This is a genomic window from Pseudomonas sp. (genome assembly GCF_035512415.1).
GTDB lineage: Bacteria > Pseudomonadota > Gammaproteobacteria > Pseudomonadales > Pseudomonadaceae > Aquipseudomonas.
Genome location: NZ_DATKDZ010000025.1, coordinates 136,563 through 159,905, shown reverse-complemented (window position 1 = coordinate 159,905; position 23,343 = coordinate 136,563). Strand labels below are relative to the sequence as shown.

General features: G+C 57.9%; 23 protein-coding genes. 20 read left to right on the top strand and 3 right to left on the bottom strand.

The features are described 5' to 3' along the window. Positions 1 to 180: 180 nt before the first annotated feature. Positions 181 to 1,149 carry a polyprenyl synthetase family protein gene (locus tag VMP31_RS12590; protein ID WP_325507582.1) on the bottom strand — a complete coding sequence of 323 codons (969 nt, stop codon included), beginning with the start codon at positions 1,147 to 1,149 and terminating at the stop codon, positions 181 to 183. A gap of 245 nt (positions 1,150 to 1,394) precedes the next feature. Here VMP31_RS12590 and rplU point away from each other — a divergent pair, with 245 nt between their 5' ends. The 5 genes from rplU (at position 1,395) to VMP31_RS12565 (ending at position 5,205) form a co-directional block, all read left to right on the top strand. Continuing rightward, positions 1,395 to 1,706 (top strand): 50S ribosomal protein L21, encoded by a 312-nt coding sequence (rplU, locus tag VMP31_RS12585; RefSeq protein ID WP_304866209.1) that lies wholly within the window; start codon positions 1,395 to 1,397, stop codon positions 1,704 to 1,706. A 39-nt stretch (positions 1,707 to 1,745) separates the two neighbouring features. Next, positions 1,746 to 2,003: a 50S ribosomal protein L27 gene (gene rpmA, locus VMP31_RS12580; protein ID WP_085584170.1), complete on the top strand. Its 258-nt coding sequence runs from the start codon at positions 1,746 to 1,748 to the stop codon at positions 2,001 to 2,003. A 175-nt stretch (positions 2,004 to 2,178) separates the two neighbouring features. After that, positions 2,179 to 3,402, top strand: a complete 1,224-nt coding sequence (gene cgtA, locus VMP31_RS12575) for an Obg family GTPase CgtA (RefSeq protein ID WP_325507579.1) — start codon at positions 2,179 to 2,181, stop codon at positions 3,400 to 3,402. Between the two features lie 209 nt (positions 3,403 to 3,611). Next, on the top strand, positions 3,612 to 4,730 hold the full coding sequence (gene proB, locus VMP31_RS12570) for a glutamate 5-kinase (RefSeq protein ID WP_325507577.1): 1,119 nt from the start codon (positions 3,612 to 3,614) through the stop codon (positions 4,728 to 4,730). 10 nt (positions 4,731 to 4,740) lie between these two features. Then, positions 4,741 to 5,205 carry a CreA family protein gene (locus VMP31_RS12565; RefSeq protein ID WP_325507575.1) on the top strand — a complete coding sequence of 155 codons (465 nt, stop codon included), beginning with the start codon at positions 4,741 to 4,743 and terminating at the stop codon, positions 5,203 to 5,205. Positions 5,206 to 5,555: 350 nt separating this feature from the next. On the opposite strand, the gene rpsT is transcribed toward VMP31_RS12565, so the two are convergent. Beyond that, positions 5,556 to 5,834, bottom strand: a complete 279-nt coding sequence (gene rpsT, locus VMP31_RS12560) for a 30S ribosomal protein S20 (RefSeq protein ID WP_304866148.1) — start codon at positions 5,832 to 5,834, stop codon at positions 5,556 to 5,558. Positions 5,835 to 6,011: 177 nt separating this feature from the next. Here rpsT and murJ point away from each other — a divergent pair, with 177 nt between their 5' ends. The 6 genes from murJ (at position 6,012) to ispH (ending at position 13,822) form a co-directional block, all read left to right on the top strand. Further along, entirely contained in the window at positions 6,012 to 7,556 is a 1,545-nt protein-coding gene (murJ, locus tag VMP31_RS12555) for a murein biosynthesis integral membrane protein MurJ (RefSeq protein WP_325507570.1), read from the top strand. A 219-nt stretch (positions 7,557 to 7,775) separates the two neighbouring features. Then, positions 7,776 to 8,702 (top strand): bifunctional riboflavin kinase/FAD synthetase, encoded by a 927-nt coding sequence (ribF, locus tag VMP31_RS12550; protein WP_325507568.1) that lies wholly within the window; start codon positions 7,776 to 7,778, stop codon positions 8,700 to 8,702. Between the two features lie 48 nt (positions 8,703 to 8,750). Further along, positions 8,751 to 11,606 carry an isoleucine--tRNA ligase gene (ileS, locus tag VMP31_RS12545; protein ID WP_325507566.1) on the top strand — a complete coding sequence of 952 codons (2,856 nt, stop codon included), beginning with the start codon at positions 8,751 to 8,753 and terminating at the stop codon, positions 11,604 to 11,606. Positions 11,607 to 11,810: 204 nt separating this feature from the next. Next, on the top strand, positions 11,811 to 12,314 hold the full coding sequence (gene lspA / locus VMP31_RS12540) for a signal peptidase II (protein WP_325507564.1): 504 nt from the start codon (positions 11,811 to 11,813) through the stop codon (positions 12,312 to 12,314). Continuing rightward, the gene (locus VMP31_RS12535) at positions 12,307 to 12,744 is read left to right on the top strand and encodes a peptidylprolyl isomerase (RefSeq protein WP_325507562.1); all 438 of its coding nucleotides are present in this window, start codon (positions 12,307 to 12,309) and stop codon (positions 12,742 to 12,744) included. The genes lspA and VMP31_RS12535 overlap by 8 nt, the downstream gene beginning before the upstream one ends. A 133-nt stretch (positions 12,745 to 12,877) precedes the next feature. Next, positions 12,878 to 13,822, top strand: a complete 945-nt coding sequence (ispH, locus tag VMP31_RS12530) for a 4-hydroxy-3-methylbut-2-enyl diphosphate reductase (protein WP_325507560.1) — start codon at positions 12,878 to 12,880, stop codon at positions 13,820 to 13,822. Positions 13,823 to 14,005: 183 nt separating this feature from the next. Here the strand turns inward: ispH and VMP31_RS12525 are convergent, their stop codons facing one another. Continuing rightward, complete coding sequence (locus VMP31_RS12525) at positions 14,006 to 14,521, bottom strand: GspH/FimT family protein (RefSeq protein ID WP_325507558.1); 516 nt, start codon at positions 14,519 to 14,521, stop codon at positions 14,006 to 14,008. Positions 14,522 to 14,802: 281 nt separating this feature from the next. Here VMP31_RS12525 and VMP31_RS12520 point away from each other — a divergent pair, with 281 nt between their 5' ends. The 9 genes from VMP31_RS12520 to VMP31_RS12480 all read left to right on the top strand — a co-directional run bounded on the left by VMP31_RS12520 (position 14,803) and on the right by VMP31_RS12480 (position 23,336). Then, complete coding sequence (locus VMP31_RS12520) at positions 14,803 to 15,225, top strand: type IV pilin protein (RefSeq protein WP_325507556.1); 423 nt, start codon at positions 14,803 to 14,805, stop codon at positions 15,223 to 15,225. Positions 15,226 to 15,227: 2 nt separating this feature from the next. Beyond that, on the top strand, positions 15,228 to 15,794 hold the full coding sequence (locus VMP31_RS12515) for a type IV pilus modification PilV family protein (RefSeq protein WP_325507554.1): 567 nt from the start codon (positions 15,228 to 15,230) through the stop codon (positions 15,792 to 15,794). After that, positions 15,791 to 16,852, top strand: coding sequence for a PilW family protein (locus tag VMP31_RS12510; RefSeq protein ID WP_325507552.1), 1,062 nt, complete (start codon positions 15,791 to 15,793; stop codon positions 16,850 to 16,852). The genes VMP31_RS12515 and VMP31_RS12510 overlap by 4 nt, the downstream gene beginning before the upstream one ends. A gap of 56 nt (positions 16,853 to 16,908) precedes the next feature. Further along, entirely contained in the window at positions 16,909 to 17,337 is a 429-nt protein-coding gene (locus VMP31_RS12505; protein WP_325507550.1) for a hypothetical protein, read from the top strand. Between the two features lie 33 nt (positions 17,338 to 17,370). Further along, positions 17,371 to 20,442, top strand: a complete 3,072-nt coding sequence (locus tag VMP31_RS12500) for a pilus assembly protein (protein WP_325507548.1) — start codon at positions 17,371 to 17,373, stop codon at positions 20,440 to 20,442. Then, positions 20,439 to 21,020 (top strand): GspH/FimT family pseudopilin, encoded by a 582-nt coding sequence (locus VMP31_RS12495; RefSeq protein ID WP_325507546.1) that lies wholly within the window; start codon positions 20,439 to 20,441, stop codon positions 21,018 to 21,020. The genes VMP31_RS12500 and VMP31_RS12495 overlap by 4 nt, the downstream gene beginning before the upstream one ends. Positions 21,021 to 21,392: 372 nt before the next feature. Beyond that, a complete protein-coding gene (locus tag VMP31_RS12490; protein WP_325507544.1) occupies positions 21,393 to 21,857 on the top strand; it encodes a GspH/FimT family pseudopilin in 465 nt (154 codons plus the stop codon). After that, positions 21,857 to 22,294 (top strand): type IV pilus modification protein PilV, encoded by a 438-nt coding sequence (gene pilV, locus VMP31_RS12485; protein WP_325507542.1) that lies wholly within the window; start codon positions 21,857 to 21,859, stop codon positions 22,292 to 22,294. Before VMP31_RS12490 ends, pilV begins: the two co-directional genes overlap by 1 nt. 10 nt (positions 22,295 to 22,304) lie before the next feature. Further along, the gene (locus tag VMP31_RS12480) at positions 22,305 to 23,336 is read left to right on the top strand and encodes a PilW family protein (RefSeq protein WP_325507540.1); all 1,032 of its coding nucleotides are present in this window, start codon (positions 22,305 to 22,307) and stop codon (positions 23,334 to 23,336) included. Positions 23,337 to 23,343: the final 7 nt, after the last annotated feature.

Sequence of the window (23,343 nt, the reverse complement as noted above, 5' to 3'; positions counted from 1 at the left end):
TCGGCTCATGGCTTCGATTCACGCTTCCTCTCCACACTCGGTCGCCCTTATGCAGTTGCGCTTCACTTCGTTCGCTGTGGTCAGCTTACGGCGGGACTTTCACCCACAAGATTGCGCCCATGCTGGGCGCACATAAAAAAGCCCGTCACATGGACGGGCTCTTGTCTGTCGCGGCAAGCCTTAGTGCGTGCGGGCTACGGCAAAGCGGCTGAGTTCGATCAGTGCGTCGCGGTATTCGCTGGCGGGCAGGGCGTCCAGGCAGGCGATGGCGCGTTCGGCGTAGTCGCGGGCTTGCTGGGCGGTGTAGTCCAGCGCGCCGGCGGCTTCTACGGCATTGCGGATGCTTTCTAGGTCCTCGATACCGCCTTTCTGGATAGCCTGGCGTACCAGAGCTGCCTGCTCTGGCGTGCCTTCTCGCATGGTGTAGATCAGCGGCAGGGTCGGCTTGCCTTCGGCGAGGTCGTCGCCGACGTTCTTGCCCAGGGTGGTGGCGTCGCCGCGGTAGTCGAGCAGGTCGTCGACCAGTTGGAAGGCCACACCGAGGTGGTCGCCAAAGGTGCGCAGGGCTTCGGTTTGTTCGGCGGTGGCATCGGCCAGAGCGGCGGCGCTATGGGTCGAAGCCTCGAAAAGCATCGCAGTCTTGCCGCGGATGACTTCCATATAGGTTTCTTCGGTGGTGCTGGCGTCGCGGATCTTCGACAGCTGCAGCACTTCGCCTTCGGCAATCACCCGGGTGGCCTTGGACAGGATCTTCATCACCGGCATGGAGCCGAGCTCGACCATCATTTCGAACGAGCGCGAATAAAGGAAGTCGCCGACCAGCACGCTCGGGGCATTGCCCCACTGGGCATTGGCCGTGCTGCGGCCGCGGCGCATGTCGGACATGTCGACCACATCGTCGTGCAGCAGGGTGGCGGTATGCAGAAATTCGATGGTGGCAGCGAGCAGGCGCAGGTTATCGCCTTCAATACCCAGGGCCTTGCCGCTGAGCAGAACCAGCAACGGCCGCAGGCGTTTGCCGCCAGCGGAGATAATATAGTCGCCGATTTTCTCGACCAGAGGGACTCGCGACACCAGTTGCGCGCGGATGATGCCGTCGACGGCGGTGAAGTCATCCGCCACCACGCGGTAGAAAGCCTGGGGTTGCATCGCTTGCACCTGCTACTCATGGGTTGCGCGGCATGCTATGGGGCAGGGTGGGGGCTGTCAAGGCAAGCGCTCGGCGCACTTGCATGGAGCCTATTGCTTGCGTACAATCGCGCACCCTGAACTTCCCCCTGGGTATTTCCCTGCCTTACGCAATTGCAAGGGTGTCCTTCCGGCCCCAAGCAGCCATGCCAGCCGACACTTATTCCTATAAAGCGCTGGGTGAGCAGGATCAACGGAGATTTACCATGTACGCAGTAATTGTTACTGGTGGCAAGCAATACAAAGTCACCGAAGGCGAATTCCTCAAGGTCGAAAAACTCGAGCTGGCCACTGGCGAAGCTGTGACTTTTGACCGTGTTCTGCTGATCGGCAATGGCGACGACGTTCAAATCGGCGCGCCGGTTGTTGAAGGTGCCAAAGTTGTTGCTGAAGTGATCGCTCAAGGTCGTCACGACAAGGTCACCATCATCAAGTTCCGTCGTCGTAAGCACCACATGAAGCGCCAGGGCCACCGTCAGTGGTACACCGAGATCAAAATCACCGGTATCCAGGCCTGATTCGTTTCGGTCTGATCCCTTTATAGGAGTATTGAACTCATGGCACACAAAAAAGCTGGCGGTAGTACCCGCAACGGTCGCGACTCAGAAGCCAAACGCCTTGGCGTGAAGATGTATGGCGGCCAGGCTATCAAAGCAGGCAACATCATCGTGCGTCAGCGCGGCACCCAGTTCCATGCCGGTTACGGCGTTGGCATGGGTAAAGATCACACCCTCTTCGCGAAAATCGAAGGCGTGATCAAGTTCGAAGTAAAAGGCGCGTTCAACCGCCGTTACGTGAGCGTCGTTGCGGCTTAATTGCGCGACTGCTGGGAAAGCCCCGTCCATGCGACGGGGCTTTTTTGTTTCTGTATTCTTGGGGTTCTTGCCAAACTGTCCTGGGTGTAAGCGTTCGATTTGAATGCAGGTCAATTTTGCAAGAACCTGGTGTTTCTCGGTTTAGATGACCCGCGTGATTGCGGGAGGCGTAAAAATGAAATTCGTCGATGAAGTATCGATTTTTGTAAAAGCCGGCGACGGCGGTAACGGCATGATGGCTTTTCGTCGCGAAAAGTTTATCGAGAAGGGCGGCCCTAACGGTGGTGATGGCGGCGACGGTGGCTCGGTTTATATCGAGGCCCAGGAGAACCTCAACACTCTGGTGGACTATCGCTATACCCGTCGCTTCCAGGCGCAGAATGGTGAGAAGGGCGGCAGCACCGACTGTACCGGTGCCAAGGGCGAGGACATGATCCTGCCGGTGCCAATTGGTACCACGGTGATCGATGCCGGCACCCAGGAAGTGATTGGCGACCTGACTCGCGCGGGCCAGCGTTTGCTGGTGGCGCAGGGTGGTTGGCACGGTCTGGGCAACACTCGCTTCAAGTCCAGCACCAACCGTGCGCCGCGGCAGACCACGCCGGGCAAGCCGGGCGATGCGCGCGACCTCAAGCTGGAATTGAAGGTGTTGGCCGATGTCGGCCTGCTGGGCTTGCCGAATGCCGGCAAGAGCACCTTTATTCGCTCGGTATCGGCCGCCAAGCCGAAAGTCGCCGACTACCCCTTCACCACCCTGGTGCCAAACCTGGGTGTGGTCAGTGTTGATCGCTACAAAAGCTTCGTGGTTGCCGATATTCCTGGGCTGATCGAGGGTGCCTCCCATGGTGCTGGCTTGGGTATTCGCTTCCTCAAGCACTTGTCGCGTACCCGTCTGCTGCTGCACCTGGTTGATATGGCACCGCTGGATCTGACCGATCCGGCCGAGTCGGCGGCCACCATTATTGATGAGCTGACCAAGTTCAGTCCGTCGCTGGCTGAGCGCGAGCGCTGGCTGGTGCTGAACAAGGCTGACCAGATTCTCGATGAGGAGCAGGAAGCCCGTATCGCTGAAATCGTCGCGCGGATCGAGTGGGACGGACCGGTGTATGTGATTTCTGCCCTGGCGCGCCAGGGTACTGAGAAGCTCTGTTATGACATCATGGACTTCCTTGAAGCGCGCGCTGAGCGCATTCAGGAAAACCCAGAGTACGCTGCCGAGCTGGCTGAGCTGGATACGCGCATCGAAGACGAAGCGCGCGCCCAGCTGCAGGCGCTGGACGACAAGCGTGCGCTGCGTCGTTCCGGGGTCAAGGCGGTCGGTGATGTTGATGAAGACGACAGCTTCTGGGATGAGGAAGACGAAGAGGATGGGCCGGAAATCATTTACGTCCGGGATTAACAAGTCGCTGAAAACTACTGCGCTCGGCTAGGCGGCGTTGAAATCAGTCTCGAAATGCTCATGTACAGTTGTACACTGCGCTTTCTCAACTGATTTCGCCTTGCCTAGCCTTCGCTCGCTACGTTTCCAGGGTCTTGTTAGGCAAGAGCTCAGCGCCGCTTAATTGCGGCGTTTTTGTAATCACAGGTCGCCGCTAAGGTTGGAAGATCATGCGTGACAAGGTAACCGGTGCGCAGCGCTGGGTAGTGAAGATTGGCAGTGCGCTGCTGACCGCTGATGGTCGTGGTCTGGATCGCGCGGCCATGGCGGTTTGGGTCAAGCAGATGGTCGCGCTGCGTGAGCAGGGTGTTGAGCTGGTGCTGGTGTCCTCCGGTGCGGTGGCGGCGGGCATGAGCAAGCTGGGTTGGGTGGCGCGACCGAGCGCCATGCATGAGTTGCAGGCTGCAGCGGCGATTGGTCAGATGGTGCTGATTCAGGCGTGGGAGTCGAGCTTTGCCGAGCACGGCCGGCGCACGGCGCAGATTCTGCTGACCCATGACGATCTGTCCGATCGCAAGCGCTACCTGAATGCGCGCAGCACGCTGCGCACCCTGGTGGATCTGGATGTGGTACCGGTGATCAACGAGAACGACACCGTGGTTACCGATGAGATCCGCTTTGGTGATAACGACACCCTGGCGGCGCTGGTGGCCAATCTGGTCGAGGCGGATCTGCTGGTGATCCTCACCGATCGCGACGGCATGTATAACGCCGATCCGCGGCATAACCCCGATGCCGAGCTGATTTTCGAAGCGCGCGCCGATGATCCGGCGCTGGATGCTGTGGCGGGCGGTGTCGGTGGTGCACTGGGGCGTGGCGGTATGCAGACCAAACTGCGTGCGGCGCGTCTGGCTGCGCGTTCAGGGGCGCATACGGTGATCGTCGGCGGTGCTATCGAGCAGGTGCTGGCGCGGCTCAAGGCAGGCGAGCGCCTGGGTACCCTGCTGGCACCCGAGCGCGGCATGCTGGCGGCGCGCAAGCAGTGGTTGGCGGGGCATCTGCAGACCCGCGGCACCCTGGTGTTGGATGATGGTGCCGTCAAGGCGCTAGCAACTGGCACCAAGAGCTTGCTGCCGGTCGGCGTGAAGGCGGTGCAGGGCAGTTTTCGTCGCGGTGAAATGGTGATCTGTGTGGCGGCGGATGGTCGCGAAATTGCTCGCGGTCTGGCCAACTACAGCGCGCTTGAGGCGCAAAAGATCATCGGTCGGTCGTCGGATGCCATCGAGAGTCTGCTGGGTTATGTTGATGAGCCCGAGTTGGTGCATCGGGATAATTTGATCCTGATTTGAGGGAAGGCTGATGCGAGTCGTAAAGGGATTGCTGGGTGCGCTTGTGCTGTTGCCTGGGTTGGCGATGGCTGAGCAGATCGGCGAGGTGTCGACGGTTTTCAAAATCATGGGCCCGAACGACAAAATTGTTGTCGAGGCTTTTGATGATCCTAAGGTCGCTGGGGTGACCTGTTACCTGTCGCGGGCCAAGACCGGTGGCGTCAAGGGTGGTCTGGGCCTGGCCGAGGATCGCGCTGAGGCCTCGATTGCCTGTCGTCAGGTTGGGCCGATCAGCTTTCAGGGCGAGCTCAAGGAGGGCGAAGAAGTTTTCCGTGAGCGTACCTCGCTGGTGTTCAAGACCATGCAGGTGGTGCGATTCTTCGACGAAAAGCGCAATACCCTGGTCTATCTGGTTTATAGCGACCGGGTAATCGAAGGCAGCCCGCAGAATGCAGTGACGGCGATCCCGATTCTGCCCTGGCCGCAAAAGCCCTGAGCAAAAAGCCCGAAGCGATTCGCAATGCTGTTCACTTAATAAAAATGCCGCTTTCCCCTTGCCAGGGAAGCGGCATTTTTTGCGTTTAGAGTCGTAGGATGGGTGATAACCCATCTGCCAATTGATGGGTTATCACCCATCCTACGGCCTGCGGCGAGTGACACTCTACGGATCGCGGCTTGTTCCAGATCCTGCGTTCGGCGATGTTCCGTAGGGCGGCTTCGGAGCGCAGCGACAACCCGCCGGCTTTTGCGTCGCGCCGATAAACCACCGGTTTTGGCTTGGCGCAGGCAATAAAAAACCGACCATTAGGTCGGTTTTTTAAGAACTAGCAGCGTGTCGCTAGCAGCTTAGGCTGCTGCAGCTTCGCTCAAGGCCTTGATATGGCCATTGAGGCGGCTCTTATGACGAGCGGCTTTGTTCTTGTGGATGATGCCTTTGTCGGCCATACGGTCGATTACCGGCACAGCCAGGGTGTAAGCGGTCGTTGCAAGAGCGACGTCTTTGGCTTCGATAGCCTTGACTACGTTCTTGATGTAAGTACGAACCATCGAGCGCTGGCTGGCGTTATGGCTACGACGCTTCTCAGCCTGTTTTGCGCGTTTTTTGGCAGAAGGTGTATTGGCCACCGTCAAGCTCCTCGAAAAAATTCTGGGGGTTACAAACAAATAAGGCCGCGAATCATGCCGATATGAGGGAGTGCTGTCAAGCCTGTTGGCTTTTCCCTGTGCTGGCCTGACCAGTGGCAGACCGCTACACTCGTCGCCTTTGCGCGCCAGTGCTTGTTTGCGGAGCCGGGATATTACATGAATTTGCTTAAGTCGTTGGCCGCTGTCAGCTCCATGACCATGCTTTCGCGTGTATTGGGCTTCGTGCGTGACACCATTATTGCTCGCGCCTTCGGTGCGGGCGTGGCCTCGGACGCCTTTGTGGTGGCGTTCAAGCTGCCTAATCTGTTGCGTCGAATTTTTGCCGAGGGCGCGTTTTCCCAGGCATTTGTGCCGATTCTGGCCGAGTACAAGACCCAGCAGGGCGATGAAGCTGCGCGGACTTTTCTCGCCTATGTGACCGGCCTGCTGACCCTGGTGCTGGCGCTGGTGACCTTTATCGGGATTCTCGCCGCACCCTGGATTGTCTGGGCATCCGCTCCGGGCTTTGCCGATGAGGCGGAGCGCTTTGAGCTGACCACCGATCTATTGCGGGTGACCTTTCCTTATATCTTGCTGATCTCCCTGTCCTCGCTGGCAGGGGCGGTGCTCAATACCTGGAACAGGTTCTCGGTGCCGGCTTTTGTGCCGACCCTGCTGAACGTCAGCATGATCGTTTTCGCCCTGTTTCTGACGCCCTATTTCGATCCGCCGATCATGGCTCTGGGCTGGGCGGTGCTGGTGGGCGGCCTGGCGCAGTTGCTGTTCCAGCTGCCGCATCTGCACAAGATCGGCATGCTGGTGCTGCCGCGCCTGAATCTCAAGGACACCGGCGTATGGCGGGTGGTAAAGCAGATGGGGCCGGCGATTTTCGGCGTATCGGTGAGCCAGATATCTCTGATCATCAATACGATTTTCGCCTCCTTTCTGGTCGCCGGCTCCGTGTCCTGGATGTACTACGCCGACCGTCTGATGGAGCTGCCGGCCGGTGTGCTCGGCGTGGCGCTGGGGACCATCCTGCTGCCGGCCTTGTCGAAAACCCATTCCGGGGCCAGCCGCGAGGACTATTCCAAGTTGCTCGACTGGGGCTTGCGTCTGTGTCTGGTGTTGGCGTTGCCCAGTGCGGTGGCGTTGGCGATTATCTCCGAGCCGCTGATCGCCTCGCTGTTCCAGTACGGCAAGTTCACCGCGGGCGATACGCTGATGACCCAGCGCGCCTTGATCGCTTACTCGTTGGGCCTGGTCGGCATTATTCTGGTGAAAATTCTCGCGCCGGCCTTCTATGCCCAGCAGAACATCAAGACTCCTGTGCGTATCGGGCTGGTGACGCTGCTAGCGACCCAGGCGATGAATGTGCTGTTTATCTTCGTGATTCCCCTGGCCCATGCCGGCCTGGCGCTGGCCATCGGTCTGGCCGCCTGTCTGAATGCTGGGCTGTTGTACTGGCAGCTACGTAAGCGCGACATGTTTCAACCGCAGCCGGGTTGGGCGCTGTTTCTCGGCAAGCTGTTGCTGGCGTTGCTGGCGATGGCGGCGGTGCTGCTACTGACGATGCAGCAACTGCCGGCTTGGGCGGACGGCACCATGTTCTGGCGTCTGCTGCGCCTGGGCGGGCTGGTGGGGGTGGGCATGCTGGCCTATTTGGCCGTGTTGGCGCTGCTGGGTTTTCGCTTGAAGGACTTTGCGCGACGTAGCGCACTCTGAGAATCGGTTTACGATCTGCTGCGCGTCGGCCCTGCTGCGTTAAAAACAGGCTCGGAATGCTCATGTACAGCTCGTACACTCCGCTTCCTCGCCTGTTTTTGCCTTGCAGGACTCTAGCTCGCAAGATCGTAAGCCGATTCTATAGGCAGCTGATTTGCTGCCTGTTGTCCGCTGCCCGGTGTGCGTATAATCGGCCACTTTATGAGCAAGAAGCGCGTTATGCAGCTGGTTCGAGGCCTACACAATCTGCGGCCCCAGCATCGGGGCTGTGTTGCCACCATCGGTAATTTCGACGGCGTCCATCGTGGCCATCAGGCTATCTTGGCGCGTTTGCGTGAGCGCTCGGTCGAGCTCGGTGTGCCAAGCTGTGTGCTGATTTTCGAGCCGCAGCCCCGCGAGTTTTTTGGCCCGGATACCGCCCCGGCGCGCTTGACCCGCTTACGCGACAAGCTCGCCTTGCTCGCTGCCGAAGGCGTCGACCTGGTGCTATGCCTGAGTTTCAACCGGCGTTTACGCGAGCTGTCCGCTGCCGAGTTCGTGCAGAAAGTGCTGATCGATGGCCTGGATATACGCCATCTGGAAGTTGGCGATGACTTTCGTTTCGGCTGCGACCGTGCCGGTGATTTTGCTTTTCTGGCCGAGGCGGGCGAGCGCGAGGGCTTCAGTGTCGAGGCCGCCAGCACGGTCGAGCTGAACGGCATCCGCGTCAGCAGCACGCGGGTGCGTGAAGCCCTGACCGCTGGCGACTTCGTTCTGGCCGAACACCTACTGGGGCGGCCGTTCCAGATCGCCGGGCGGGTTTTGCACGGGCAGAAGCTGGGTCGCCAGTTGGATGCGCCGACCGCCAATGTGCAGCTCAAGCGCAAGCGGGTGCCGCTCAAGGGCGTGTATCTGGTCAGCACCGAAATAGACGGCCAGTCCTGGCCGGGCGTGGCCAATATCGGTGTGCGTCCGAGTGTTGCGGGTGATGGCAGTGCCCACCTGGAAGTGCATTTGCTGGACTTTGCCGGTGATCTGTATGGCCGGCGTTTGACGGTGGCTTTCCACCACAAGCTGCGCGATGAGCAGCGTTTCGCCTCTCTTGAGGCATTGAAGACGGCAATTGCTGCCGATATTGCTGCCGCCCGTGCCCATTGGCGCGTTTAAGCACCCTGCGTCAACTGCTTGGTGCCAATCGCTTACGAAGAGCCTGAAATGACCGATTACAAAGCCACGCTAAATCTGCCTGATACCCAGTTTCCGATGAAGGCCGGCCTGCCGCAGCGCGAGCCGCAGATTCTGCAGCGCTGGAACGAGATTGGCCTGTATCAGAAGCTGCGCGCGCAAGGTGAAGGCCGGCCCAAGTTCGTCCTGCACGACGGCCCGCCCTATGCCAACGGCAGCATTCACATCGGTCATGCGGTCAACAAGATCCTCAAGGACATCATCACCCGCTCCAAAACCCTGGCCGGCTTCGACGCCCCTTATGTGCCGGGTTGGGACTGTCATGGCCTGCCGATCGAGCACAAGGTGGAAACCACCTTTGGCAAGAATCAGCCAGCCGATCTGACCCGCGAGCGCTGCCGCACCTATGCCGGCGAGCAGATCGAAGGGCAGAAGGCCGACTTCGTCCGCCTCGGTGTGTTGGGTGATTGGGACAACCCCTACCAGACCATGGCCTTTGCCAACGAGGCCGGCGAGATCCGCGCCCTGGCCGAGATGGTCAAGCAGGGTTTCGTGTTCAAGGGTCTGAAGCCGGTCAACTGGTGTTTCGATTGTGGCTCGGCCCTGGCCGAAGCTGAGGTCGAGTATCAGGACAAGAAGTCCGACGCCATCGACGTGGCCTTCGTGGTTGAAGATGCCGACAAGCTGGCCGCCGCGTTTGGTCTGGCTAGCCTGTCGAAGCCTGCTTCCATCGTGATCTGGACCACCACGCCCTGGACCATCCCGGCCAACCAGGCGCTTAACGTTCACCCCGAATTCAACTACGCCCTGGTCGATACCGGCGACAAGCTGCTGGTGCTGGCCGAAGAGCTGGTCGAGAGCAGCCTGGCGCGTTACGGCCTGCAGGGCGAAGTGCTGGCTATCGCCCCGGGCGCGGCGCTGGAGCTGATCCGCTTCCGTCACCCGTTCTACGAGCGCTTCTCCCCTGTGTATCTGGCTGAGTATGTCGAGCTGGGTGCCGGCACCGGTATCGTCCACTCGGCCCCGGCCTACGGTGAGGACGACTTCCGTTCCTGCAAAGGCTACGGCATGAGCAATGACGACATCCTCAGCCCGGTGCAGAGCAACGGCGTGTATGTCAGCGACCTGCCATTCTTTGGTGGCCAGTTTATCTGGAAGGCCAACCCGAACATCGTCGCCAAGCTGGAAGAAGTGGGCGCGTTGCTCAAACACGAAGCCATCCAGCACAGCTATATGCACTGCTGGCGGCACAAGACGCCACTGATCTACCGCGCCACGGCGCAGTGGTTCGTTGGCATGGACAAGGTCATCAGTGATGGCAGCTCGCTGCGTCGCCGCGCGTTGGACGCCGTCGAACAGACCCAATTCGTCCCCGCCTGGGGCCAGGCGCGCCTGCACGGCATGATCGCCGGTCGCCCGGACTGGTGCATCTCCCGTCAGCGTAACTGGGGCGTGCCGATTCCGTTCTTCCTGCACAAGGCTACGGGCGAGCTGCACCCGCGTAGCGCCGAGCTGATGGAGGAAGTGGCCAAGCGTGTCGAGCAGCAGGGCATTGAGGCCTGGTTCAAGCTGGACGCCGCCGAACTGCTCGGTGACGAGGCTGCGGACTACGACAAAATCAGCGACACCCTGGACGTCTGGTTCGACTCCGGCACCACCCACTGGCATGTGCTGCGCGGCTCCCATCCGCTCGGCCACGCCAGCGGCCCGCGTGCCGATCTGTATCTGGAAGGCTCCGACCAGCACCGCGGTTGGTTCCATTCCTCGCTGCTGACCGGGGCGGCCATCGACGGTCACGCGCCTTACAAAGAGCTGCTGACCCACGGTTTTGTGGTCGACGAGAACGGCCGCAAGATGTCCAAGTCCTTGGGCAACGTGGTCGCCCCGCAGGAAGTCAACGACAGCCTGGGGGCCGATATCCTGCGCTTGTGGGTATCGTCCACCGACTATTCCGGCGAGATGGCCGTATCCAAGGTGATCCTGCAGCGCAGCGCCGACTCCTATCGACGCATCCGCAACACCGCGCGCTTCCTGCTCTCCAACCTCAGCGGCTTTGATCCGGCGCAGCACCTGCTGCCGGCTGAAGACATGCTGGCGCTGGACCGTTGGGCGGTGGATCGCGCCTTGCTGCTGCAGCGCGAAATTGAAGAGGCCTACGACAGCTACCGCTTCTGGAACGTCTACCAGAAGGTGCACAACTTCTGCGTGCAGGAGCTGGGCGGCTTCTACCTCGACATCATCAAGGACCGTCAGTACACCACCGCCGCCGACAGCGTGGCGCGGCGCTCCTGCCAGAGCGCGTTGTTCCATATCGCCGAAGCCCTGGTGCGTTGGATTGCGCCGGTGCTGTCGTTTACTGCCGACGAGCTGTGGCAGTACCTGCCGGGCGAGCGCAACGAGTCGGTAATGCTCAATGGCTGGTACGAAGGGCTGTTCTATTTGAACGGTACTTCTAATGACCCCCTGCTGGGTGGTGCCGGAACCGAAAGGGCGTTCTGGGGCACCGTCATGGACGTCAAAGTTGCGGTCAACAAGGAAATGGAAGCCCTGCGCGCGGCCAAGGCCATCGGCGGCAACCTGCAGGCGGAAGTCACCCTGTATGCCGAAGACAGCCTGATTGCCGATCTGAACAAGCTCAGCAATGAATTGCGTTTCGTACTGATCACCTCCACCGCTGCACTGGCACCTTTGGCCGATGCGCCGGCCGATGCCGTGGTCACCGAGGTGGCGGGCCTGAAGCTGAAAATCGTCAAATCTGCCCACCCCAAGTGCGGGCGCTGCTGGCACCACCGCGAAGACGTCGGGGTCAACCCGGCGCATCCGGAAATCTGCGGCCGCTGCGTGGACAATATCGAAGGCGCGGGCGAGGTTCGTCACTATGCGTGATGCACTGCGCGCTGCTTTGCTCCCCTCTCCCCCCGGGAGAGGGGCCGGGGGTGAGGGTCGCTTTTGCGTAGGAGCCAGCTTGCTGCGGTCCGGCGTCCCGGCGATCCTCGGAATAGCGCCAGAGGGTAGGGTGGGTGGCAACCCATCGCTGCAGCCGCCGCATTTGATGGGTTATCACCCATCCTACGATCTCGGGGGCTGTTTATGAGCGCCCGTTTCGGCAAGCTGCCCTGGCTTTGGTTGAGCCTGCTGGTGTTCGTGGTCGATCAGGCGAGCAAGTTCTACTTCGACAACGCCCTGAGCATGTACCAGCAGATCGTGATTATCCCCGATTACTTCAGCTGGACCCTGGCTTACAACACCGGCGCGGCTTTCAGCTTTTTAGCTGATGCGGCCGGTTGGCAGCGCTGGTTTTTTGCGGCGATTGCCGTGGCGGTCAGCGTGGTGCTGGTGGTCTGGCTCAAGCGCCTGAAACCAGGGGAAAGTTGGTTGGCCCTGGCCCTGGCCCTGGTTCTAGGCGGTGCACTCGGCAACCTGGTGGACCGCGTGGTGTTCGGCCATGTAGTCGACTTTATTCTGCTGCACTGGCAGCACCGCTGGTATTTCCCAGCGTTCAATGTCGCCGATATGGCGATCACCGGCGGCGCGATCTTGCTGGCGCTGGATATGTTTAAAAGCGAGAAGTCCGGAGAAAAAGCCCATGACTGACGTACGTATTGGCCCGGACAAGGAAGTCACCCTGCACTTCGCCCTCAAGCTGGAAAATGGCGATGTGGTCGACAGCACCTTCGATAAAAAGCCCGCCACTTTCAAGGTGGGCGATGGCAACCTGCTGCCGGGTTTCGAACAGGCCATTTATGGTCTGAAAGCCGGCGACAAGCGCAGCCTGCCGATCGGCCCTGAACAGGGCTTCGGCCAGGGCAACCCGCAGAACGTGCAAGTGATGCCGCGCAGCCAGTTCCAGGATATGGAGCTGTCCGAAGGCCTGCTGGTGATCTTCAACGACGCCGCCAATGCCGAGCTGCCGGGCGTGGTCAAAGCCTTTGACGATAGCCAGGTGACCATCGACTTCAACCACCCCCTGGCCGGCAAGGCGCTGAGCTTTGATGTGGAAATCATTGAGGTCAAAGCGCTGTAGCGCTTCTGTAGCCCGGATGAAATCTGGGGAAACGCGAATACCCCTCCCGGATTCCATCCGGGCTACGCAAAGCGGGAACGCTGGCCGATCCCGCGTTAAATTGGTCCCTAAACGACCGCGTGCCGAGGCTCCCATGCATATCAAACTCGCCAACCCCCGCGGCTTCTGCGCCGGCGTCGACCGCGCCATCGAGATCGTCAACCGCGCCCTGGAAGTCTTCGGCCCGCCCATCTATGTGCGTCATGAAGTGGTGCACAACAAATTCGTGGTCGAAGACCTGCGCGCGCGTGGTGCCGTCTTTGTCGAAGAGCTGGACCAGATCCCCGATGACGTTATCGTGATCTTCAGCGCCCACGGCGTGTCCCAGGCCGTACGCAACGAAGCCGAACGGCGGGGGCTGAAGATCTTCGATGCCACCTGTCCCCTGGTGACCAAGGTGCATATGGAAGTGGTGCGCTACAGCCGCGAGGGGCGCGAGTGCATCCTGATCGGCCACGCCGGCCACCCGGAAGTTGAGGGCACCATGGGCCAATACGATGCCAGCAATGGCGGGGCCATCTATCTGGTGGAAGACGAAACGGACGTAGCCGAACTGCAAGTGCGCAACCCCGAAGCCCTGGCCTTCGTGACCCAGACCACCCTGTCGATGGACGACACCAGCAAGGTTATCGACGCCCTGCGCAGCAAGTTCCCCAGCATTGGCGGACCGCGCAAGGACGACATCTGCTACGCCACCCAGAACCGCCAGGACGCGGTCAAGCAACTCGCCGCCGAATGCGACGTACTGCTGGTGGTCGGCAGCCCCAACAGCTCCAACTCCAACCGTCTGCGCGAACTGGCCGAACGCATGGGCACCCCCGCCTACCTGATCGACGGTGCCGAAGACCTCAAGCGCGAGTGGTTCGATGGCGTTGCCGGTATCGGCATTACCGCCGGTGCTTCAGCCCCCGAGGTGCTGGTGCGCGGCGTGGTCAGCCAACTGCAAGCCTGGGGCGCGACAGGGGAGAGCGAGCTGGAAGGACGGCCTGAGAATGTCACTTTCTCCATGCCCAAGGAATTGCGGGTGACGCAGCTCTGAGCCTGCACGGCAAAAGTGGGCGGCGCTCGTCGCGTAGCGCCGTCGAACCATCGGGCCCTACCTTCCGAGTAGGGCGGGCGGCCTCGGCGCGCAGCGACAACCCGCCAGTTTTTTACGCAGGATCGCTGAACCACGGCGCACTGCCTTCGGCGAGTGACGCCCTACGGATTTCCTCCGGCCCGTTCAGCAGTGGCCTGGCTGGTCCCTGGCTCTTCTCAGCCGACCACTGGGGCTGATCACCAGGTGCCTGACCGCCTGGTTGCCGCTTGCGTGACAGAGCGTGAGCGTACCGGCCTGAAAGCCCCCGCCCAAGAGTTTGGTGTTGCCCAGAGGGGTATAGCGAACATAGCGCCTGACCGGCGTATTGCCTTTGGCAATTACACCCCTGGGCAGGGGTTGGCCTTGGCGGAGTATCGGCTCGCCCTCATCAAATAGACCGTTGTTGTTCAGGTCGACGTACACCTGCCAGCCACTCTGCCAATTGCCGTCGCCATTATCGACCTGCACCGGCTGTCGCCGCTTGATCGATTCGCTGCGGGCCAGCATTAAGTCCGCGGCGAGGTTATTGCTGGCGGTGATCAGCCGTTGGTTATCGATAAACTGCAAGGTGCCGGGTAGCACAACGTTTGTCAGCACGGTAAGGATGCCGAGGGTGGTGAGCAGTTCTGGGAGGGTAAAGCCGTGAGCATGGTGGTGCATAGCGTCCGTGCCTCTGTTAGTCGGGGTTGCCCCTGCCATCCTGGTAGGGAGCACCGGTCGTCTGCACCTCGGTTCCGACTGTCGTTTAAACCGTGGGCTTTGTGGAGCCGGCCTTTAATCTCTAGACCGAATGCAACGTTTTGCAAGTTAGTGTGCCGCGTTCGCGGAAATGCCTGCGCTTTGGCGTCTATGATTAGCTACACGGCCACCGCCGAAAGCGCTTTGATTTCGCGTTATTCGGTGTAACGACTTGTACCCTGCTGTAGTGCTGGTGGGGGCGTATGGATAAACGGATCGCGAGAGGACGTACTGTGGAGCGAACTGAGCAGCGAGGGTTTAGCCTGATCGAGTTGATGATTGCCATTCTGATCATCGGAGTATTGGCTGCGATTGCCCTGCCTAACTATCAGGCCTATCTCATTAAGAGCGCGCGCACTGCTGCGCAGGCGCAGATGATCGATATTGCCAACCGCGAACAGCAGTTTCTCGTTGCCAATCGCGCATATGTCAACAAAACAGCCATGGAAGCGAGTGGATTCAGTCTCGAAGAAAGGGTGAGTAGTCGATATACCTACGACATTACTGTCGGGTCGGGGGCGGTACCGTCTTTTACCATTACCTTCACGGCTAAAGGAGCTCAGCTGGACGATGGTGATTTGAAGCTGAATAGTGCTGGGCTCAAAGAACCGGCAGGGAAGTGGTAGTTATGTCAACGCCTCTCCGCTTCCAAGGCCAGCGAGGCCTGACATTGATCGAGTTAATGGTGACCGTCATTATTCTGGCCGTTGGTTTGCTTGGCATGGCTGGACTGCAATCGCGTTTGCAGCAGTCTGAAATGGAGGCCTATCAGCGCTCTCAAGCTTTGTTGCTGCTGAGTGATATGGCTAATCGCTTAGCCACTAATCGCGCGAAGGCCATTACCTATGAAACCAGCCTGGTGGGTATTGGTGTTGGTTCAACCTGTGAAACAGGCACTGCCACCCAGCAACAAGTGGATGCGGGTGAGTGGTGTAATGCTTTGCAAGGGGCGGCGGAGATGGACGAGGACGGCAATGAGCTGGGTGCCATGATTGGTGGGCGTGGCTGTGTCGAGGTTTTAGGGGCGGGTTCTTACCGGGTCAGTGTGGCGTGGCAGGGGCTTGCACCTTTGTCGGTCCCCACCAACTCAGCCTGTGGTTCAGGCCAATACAATGGGCCTTCTGGTTCAACTTGCACGGCGGACCTCTGTCGGCGGGTAGTGAGTACCATAGTCAGAGTGGCTGATTTGAAATGAAGACACAGGCCCAGAAACTATCGATTGCACTGCGTGAGCCAAGAGCTGCCAGAGGCTTTAGTCTCATTGAGCTGATGGTTGCTGTCGTCATCAGCGTATTGATGCTCTTGGCGATTTTGCAGTTGTTTATTGACGTATCCCGCACCAATGATGAAATGGCTAAGACCAATGTGTTGATTGAGAACGGACGTTTTTCATTGCAGCTTATGCAGGCCGATGTTCAGCACGCAGGCTTTTGGGGCGAATTGGACAATAATATCGATCCACCTACGGCTATCCCCGATCCTTGTGTAGTCGCGGGCTGGAGCGCAACTTATAAAACCAACCTTATTGGTATTCCGGTTCAGGTCTTTCCTGATGCTACAGGGCTGGCAAGTTGCGGCGTGACCGGGGTGTTGGCAAGCAGTGATGTGCTATTGGTGCGTCATGCAAATACCTGTGTGAAAGGTGGGGGGTGTGATGGCGGCACTGATACGGGGTGGCATATCCAGGTATCAGGCTGCCGAAACGTAGGCACTGAAGATCCATATGTGATCGATAATGCAGCATTTCCCCTAAGAACCAAGACTTGCAGTCTGGACAGTCCCGTTCTGCCGGCCGATCTCGCGCCGCAGCGTAAGGTCGTATCAAAACTTTATTATCTGGCCAACAGTGGCGGTGTGCCGACACTGATGCGCGTGGAATTAGTCAATGGGGCCTATTCTGCACCGCAGCCTCTTATTGAGGGGGTAGAGAGTTTTCGTGTTGAACTTGGGTTGGATACTGAAGGTAAGAACGGACTTCCCATCAGTGCAAGTAATCCAGGTGATGGTAGTGCGGATGAGTTCAAGCGCTGCACGACTCTGGATCCCTGCGTACTAGACGATTTGGCCAATGCAGTCGCAGTTAAACTTTATGTGCTGGTGCGCAATACAGTCGCTACGCGTGGTTATACAGATACAAAGGCATATCAACTGGGTAGCACCTCTATTGCAGCCGCCAATGATGGTTTCAAGCGTCACGTATTTGCTACTACCGTCCGATTAGTCAATCCATCAGGCCGCCGGGAGATCCCATGAAGCAGTATGTTCCGCGATGTACTCAGCGAGGCGCGACCCTTATTGTGGGGTTAATCATGCTGCTGTTACTTACCCTGATGGTTAGCAGTGCGTTTATGTTAAGCGGGGTCAACCTTTCGGCTGTGAATAACGTGCAGTTGCGGGATGAGGCTACGGCAGCGGCTAATGCGGCTCTTGAAGAAGTACTGGGTTCATTGACAACGTTCACTGCACCTGCGCCTAAAACAATTGTTGTGGGGCCGGAATCTGTGAGTGTGGCTGCTGCTGTTTGCATTCGAGCAATTGATGTCAAGTCCGAAAGTAGTGCGGATGCCACTCCAAACATTCTTATAGAAGGTACGCCCAATTCGGGTGGTGCAACGGGCTACCAAGATACCTATTGGAATGTCGTGGCCTCTGTGGACAATGCCGCAACCGGCGTTAATGTGGCTGTAAATCAAGGTGTAAAGATCAGGCTCCCGGCTAGTCCTAATCCTTGTCCTTAATATGACCAGTTTTGCTGTTGAGAGGTGCCGATCATGAGTGTCCTGAATTTCTTAAGTAAGCTGGTTGTGGGAGCGACATTTGCTTTCCCTTTAGTAGTTGTCGCGGAGGATACGGATATTTTCCTGGCTAACCCTAACGCGGTTACTGGGCGAACCAACCTATTGCTGATGTTGGATAATGCTGCTTCGAACAATAGTAATGTGACCTTGCTGGATGGGGTGAGTACCGGTAAGAAGTTAGAAATGTTGCGGCAGGTGTTAAATAATATGGTGGATCCGCTTAACTCACCCTATTTTCCTGCCTGTACGATCAATCTTGATGCTAATGGCAAGGAAATAAATCGGACACCGGTTGATTGCGTTACGCGCACTGACGTTCAAGAATTAGTAGAAGCGGTTAATATTGGTTTGATGATTGCCAACCCCTCCGGAGATGGTAAGGGAGGCTATGTCCGCTATCATATTCGACCAATGAATGTCGAGGCAAATCGGGATGCGTTGCTGGCTAAAATAAATCCTTCTATTCCCGATTCCAATAATGCGCCTTATGCTAAATCCATGCATGAAGCCTATTTGTATTATGGTGGCAAGCCTGACGACTATGTTGGTTTTGAAAGTGATCAGTACGATGTTGGGGCGAAGTTAGATGATGGGTATAGAAGTCCGATTACCGACGGCTGCGGTAAGAATTTTATTTTATTTATAGGTAACGGTGGTCCTGACTCTGGCGAGGAAAACGATACCACCAAGCTGCTGGGAGGGATTGGTGCTACAGCGGTACAGCCAAGCGGGATTTTGGTAAGCGATCCCTTGGCTTTTTCTCCATCAAACTATACCAGCAGCTGGTTTGATGAGTACGCGCGTACATTGTTTAAGCGCGATATCGGGCCGCCCGTAGGGGATCAAAATGTAATTACCTATACCATCGCAGTGCAGAACCCTGCCGACAATAACTATGGTACTGCGCCAATGAGGAGTTCGCGTGAGCTGCTTAAAAGTGCAGCAAACGTAGGTGGTGGCAAATACTTTGAGGCGAGTAATGGTCAGCAGGCCATGAAGGCCTTTGTAGACGCTCTGCGTGGTATGCAGCCGGTGGATAGCGTGTTTGCCTCATCGACATTGCCGGTAAGTGTGAATGTGCGCGGTGAGTTTCTCAATCAGGTGTATATGGGGCAATTTCGTCCTGATGCGGGAGCTGGTCCGCGGTGGCCTGGTAACTTGAAGCAATATCTGCTGGCCAAAGACGTTAACGGGAACCCGGTGCTGTCTGATAGCAATACTCCAGCGCAGCCTGTGCAAGATAAAGTGGACGGTTTTTTGCTGGATGACATAACCAGCTTTTGGAGCTCTGCCTCCAATTATTGGCAGTTCGAACCGCTGGGGAATCCAAAAACTGCGAGCGATGCGCCCGATGGTTCGGTGGTAGAGAAGGGCGGGGCTGCTCAGCGCATGCGCACCGCGTTTGCCACCAGTCAGGCAGCGCGTAATTTGTACACATGTAATGGTTCCTGTGTTGCGGGAACAGCACTTTCCGATACGGTATTTAGCACGGCGAACACTACGCTCGTTACTGCCTTGGGGGCAGACCTGGTCAACTGGGTTCGCGGTGCGGATAACATGGATAACGAAGACGGAAATGGTGTTAATACCGATGTGCGTGCGCGCATCCATGGTGATTTGGTTCATTCGCGCCCGGCGGTGGTCAACTACAACCGTAATGGCGATGACCGCGACGTAATGGTTTATTACGGAACCAATGAAGGTATTTTTCATGCGGTTAAAGGCGGTCAGGATCCAACAGACGGTCTTGAGCAGTGGGGGGTGGTCTTCCCCGAGCACTTGAGCCAACTCAATCGCTTGCGTGAAAACGAGCCGGCCATTTCTAGTGCGTCCCCCAAGCCGTACTTTGCCGATGGGCCAACGTCGGTTTATCAATTGGACGCCAACGCCGATGGAAAATTTGAGTCGCTTGTAGGTGATAAAGCCTATCTCTATATTGGTATGCGCCGGGGGGGGCGATTTGCTTATGCATTGGATGTCAGTAACCCTTTAGCTCCAAGACACCTCTGGAAAATTGATAGCAGCCAAGCTGATTTTGCGGAGTTGGGGCAAACCTGGTCCACCTTGCGGCCTGCCAGAATCAAAGCATCGGCCATCGATCCCGTGCTTATTTTTGGTGCTGGCTATGATCCAGAGAATGAAGACCCAGCCGTGGCGGCTACCAATGACAAAGGCCGGGGAGTGTTTGTTGTAAATGCGCGCACCGGTGCTCTAATTAAGCATATATTCCCAGTGGGTATGGGGAGTGTGCCGGCAGATGTAACGTTGATTGATCGAGACAGTAACGGTAAGGCGGACCGAATCTATAGTGTAGATACCAAGGGTAATATCTGGCGTACGGATATTGATGATGTCGATCCTGATAATTGGGTGACTTTCAAGTTGGCATCTCTTGCTGGTACAGGTGTCGATGCGCGTAAGTTCCTTTATCGGCCTGATGTTGTTCTGGGCAATGACTTTGACAGTATTCTGGTTGGGAGCGGCGACAGGGAGCAGCCTTTCGATACCACAATTGAAAACCGCTTCTATATGCTTAAAGATTACAATACCGGTTTAACCGGTGGGTTGCTCTGTGCTGATCCAGTTACCCCGCCAGCGCTAGAGACTAAGCGGGCGTGTACGGAGGCGGATTTGGCCGATCAGACCGGCAGTTCCACTTCATTGTCTTCGGCAGCACCCGGTTGGTTTATAGAGTTGAGCGTGGGGGAGAAGGTGGTCAGTGACTCTGTAACTGAGGACGGTGTGACTTTCTTTAGTACCAATAGACCCTTGCCTGCCGCCCCGGGTGTATGCACTAGTAACTTGGGTGGTGCCCGGATCTATGCACTTGGCTACGATTCTGGGTTAGCGGTTTATGATTTTGACCTAGACGGTATTTTGGATCTGTTTGCGGATGTTCCTGGCGGTGGATTTCCACCTCCTCCGGTTCGTGCTCAGGTTCCTGGGCTGCCGCCGACTATTTGCTTCGGACCTTTTTGCATACCCCCTGTGCCGGGTTCGTCAAGTACTGAGCGCTATCGCACTCACTGGTATATAGAGCAATGAACGAACTAATGGTTGCGGGGGATGGGCCTTGTTCGTTGGGCTTGAAGGTTAAGGCTATGCCCGAGCAGTCGCGCGCTTTCACTTTGGTTGAGTTGTTAATTGCCATTGCGATACTTGCGGTGCTGATGGGCGTGGCTATACCTGCTTATAACGAAATGACGCTTGGAAGTAAGTTGCGCTCCCAAGCCAACGAGCTAGTTGCTGGGGCTGTGCTGGCGCGCAGCGAGGCAATCAAACGTAACTCTGCTGTGCGGATGTGTGTTTCTGCTGATGGTGCAAGCTGCATCGCTGGGGGGTGGGAGCAGGGCTGGGTAGTGTTCCACGATGTTGATGATGATGGGGCATTGGATGTCGGCGAGGCGGTGCTGCTGCAACATCAGGCGGCAGCTCCAGGGTTTAAAATTACTGGGTCAGTTACCAGTGTGCGTTTTCAGGCTACGGGCTTAGGAGCTACCCAGGCCTCATTGACAGTTTGCCGAGCCACCCCAACTGTTGGTGGGCAGGAGCGTGTGGTGGCTATCAGTCTCACAGGGCGCGCCTCTGTCACCACTCCCGCTGTGCCAAGCGACTGTTCTTAGTCTGGTTCAAGGGTCAGCTTTCGGTTTAACTGTGGCCGCCCTGTTGTGCCTAGGGCATCTTGCCTAACTTTAGGTTGGTGTCCTCTGCTTTTTGCACCAGCGCGGTTTCCCCTCTGTTATGGTTCAGGCCCGCCTCTGGCGGGCCTTGCTTTTTCCGCTAAATCCTCAATCGTTCGCAGTTTTACTGCGGCCGCTGTCGCATTCGGTGAAAACGTTTTTTGAAACGAACGTTTATTTGTTTAGTATCACTCCTTTCGGCGCAGGGCGTGACGAGTGGTTGCTTTTCATGGATGAAAGGTTGTCTCTGGGCTCGCATCTTTAGTTTTGGTGTGGGCCTGGTGTGCACGTATTGGTCCATGGGGGCAGAGTGTTATGTCGCAGAAAGGTTTTACCCTAATCGAGCTCATGATCACTATCGTGATCATGGCGGTGCTGCTGGGCTTGGCTGCGCCGAATCTCACCCAACTGCTGCGTGACAACCGGGCTGCAAGCGAAGTCAACACTTTCGCCGGCATGTTTGCCTATGCCCGCCGTGAGGCGGTGCAGCGCGCTCAGACCACGCGGTTACAGGGGCCGCTGGCTGCCGACGGCAGTTGGCAGGTGCTCCGCCACGGCGATGGGCTTGAGCTGCGCATGTTCCCTGCGCTGGCATCCTATGACGTAGATCCTGCGGGTATGAAAACCATCCTGTTCGATTCCCGCGGGCAGTTGGTTGGGGCTGCTGCAGTCAGCTTTGACCTGCTGGTCAAAGAGGGCACCAGTAACTGCGCTACCTATAATCGTACGGTTGTAGTCGAGCTGTCCGGCGCGGCGTCCGTCAGAAAGAGGGGCTGCTAATGGCTAGGCGCTTGCAACAGGGCACTTCATTGATTGAGGTGTTGGTATCGGTGTTGCTCTTCTCCGTTGGGTTGTTGGGCTTGGCTGCCTTGCAGCTCAATTCGCTCAAGGCCAATCAGACGGCGACAGTACGTTCCCACGCCACCTTTCTGGCCTACGAAATGGGTGACCGCATGCGTGCCGCGCGTGGCGATGCCCAGGCGGGTTATTACGTTATTGCTGTCGGTGCCGAGTTGCCTTGCGACCCGGCGCAAGAGACATGCCTGCCGTTTCAGCGTGACCTGGCCGAGTGGCGCGCCAACCTTGCTCAGCAGTTGCCCGAGGGTGACGGCGGGGTGGTTCAGAATGGCGATCAATTCACAGTCATTGTGCAGTGGAGCGAAGAGCGAGTGCAGGGCAGTGCTGCCCAGCAATTTTCTTTCGTGACCCGGATCTGACGGAGTGTCTATGCGAACGCAGAGAGGTTTGAGCCTGATCGAGCTCATGGTGGCGATGGTCATTGGGCTCATTATCAGTGGCGTAGTGCTGCAGGTCTTTATCAGTAACAAGAACACCTTCCTGGTACAGAATGCCACTGGCCATCTGCAGGAGAATGGCCGCTTTGCGCTGCAGTATCTGGCCGCCGAGATGCGCCCGGCGGGCGTGGGGATGGGTGTGCGCCTGGCCGAGGAGAGCATCTGTGTAGTTGGCACCAATGGTGCCGCAAGCGAGTGGAATGCGATGAATCGCCCTATCTGGGCCCAGCGTATTACCGCAGTAGGTGCTCTGGGTGCTGTTGGGACCGATCAGATATCGTTGTTCGTCAATGACAACTGTGGTGCCTTCCTGACAGAGGACGAGATCCTCAAGCCGGCTGCCAACGCGAATATCAAAGTCACCAGCTACTGCCCCAGCATGCAGCAGAACCGCGCGGTGATGATCATGGACCTGGAAAAGGCCGTGATCATTCGCGTGACCAACAAGCCCAATGCTACGGGTAATGGCAATGTGACGCTGACCCATGCCGCCGGTAATAACGATAAGGCAGCCTCTTGCGGCGGTTTCAAGTTCTCCGATATTTCCTTCACTGATCCTGCGCGGGTTGCTGGCTTCAGCAGCAGGATTTTCTACGTGGCCGACACCGGCAGGACCGGGGCGACAGGGCAGTCGATTCGCGCTCTGTATATGCGCGATGTGTCGACCATTCCTGCGCAGACCATGGAGGTCGTCGAGGGTGTCGAGTCCCTGCGCACTCGCTATGGCGTCGCCATGGCAAGCAGCGTGGGTGTGCAGAGCTACCTGACCCCCGCGGAAGTCGAGGCGGCCAACCGCTGGGGTGATGTACGCACGGTGAAAATCGATTTGCTGATGGTCAGCGACAGCAATGCCCCGGGGGCTCAGGAGCAGGTTGTCGAGTTCGATGGGGCGGCTGTTGCGGCGGACGGTCGTATGCGCCAAGTGTTCAGCACCGTGGTGGCGCTGCGTAACCGAATCGATTAGTGAGGCA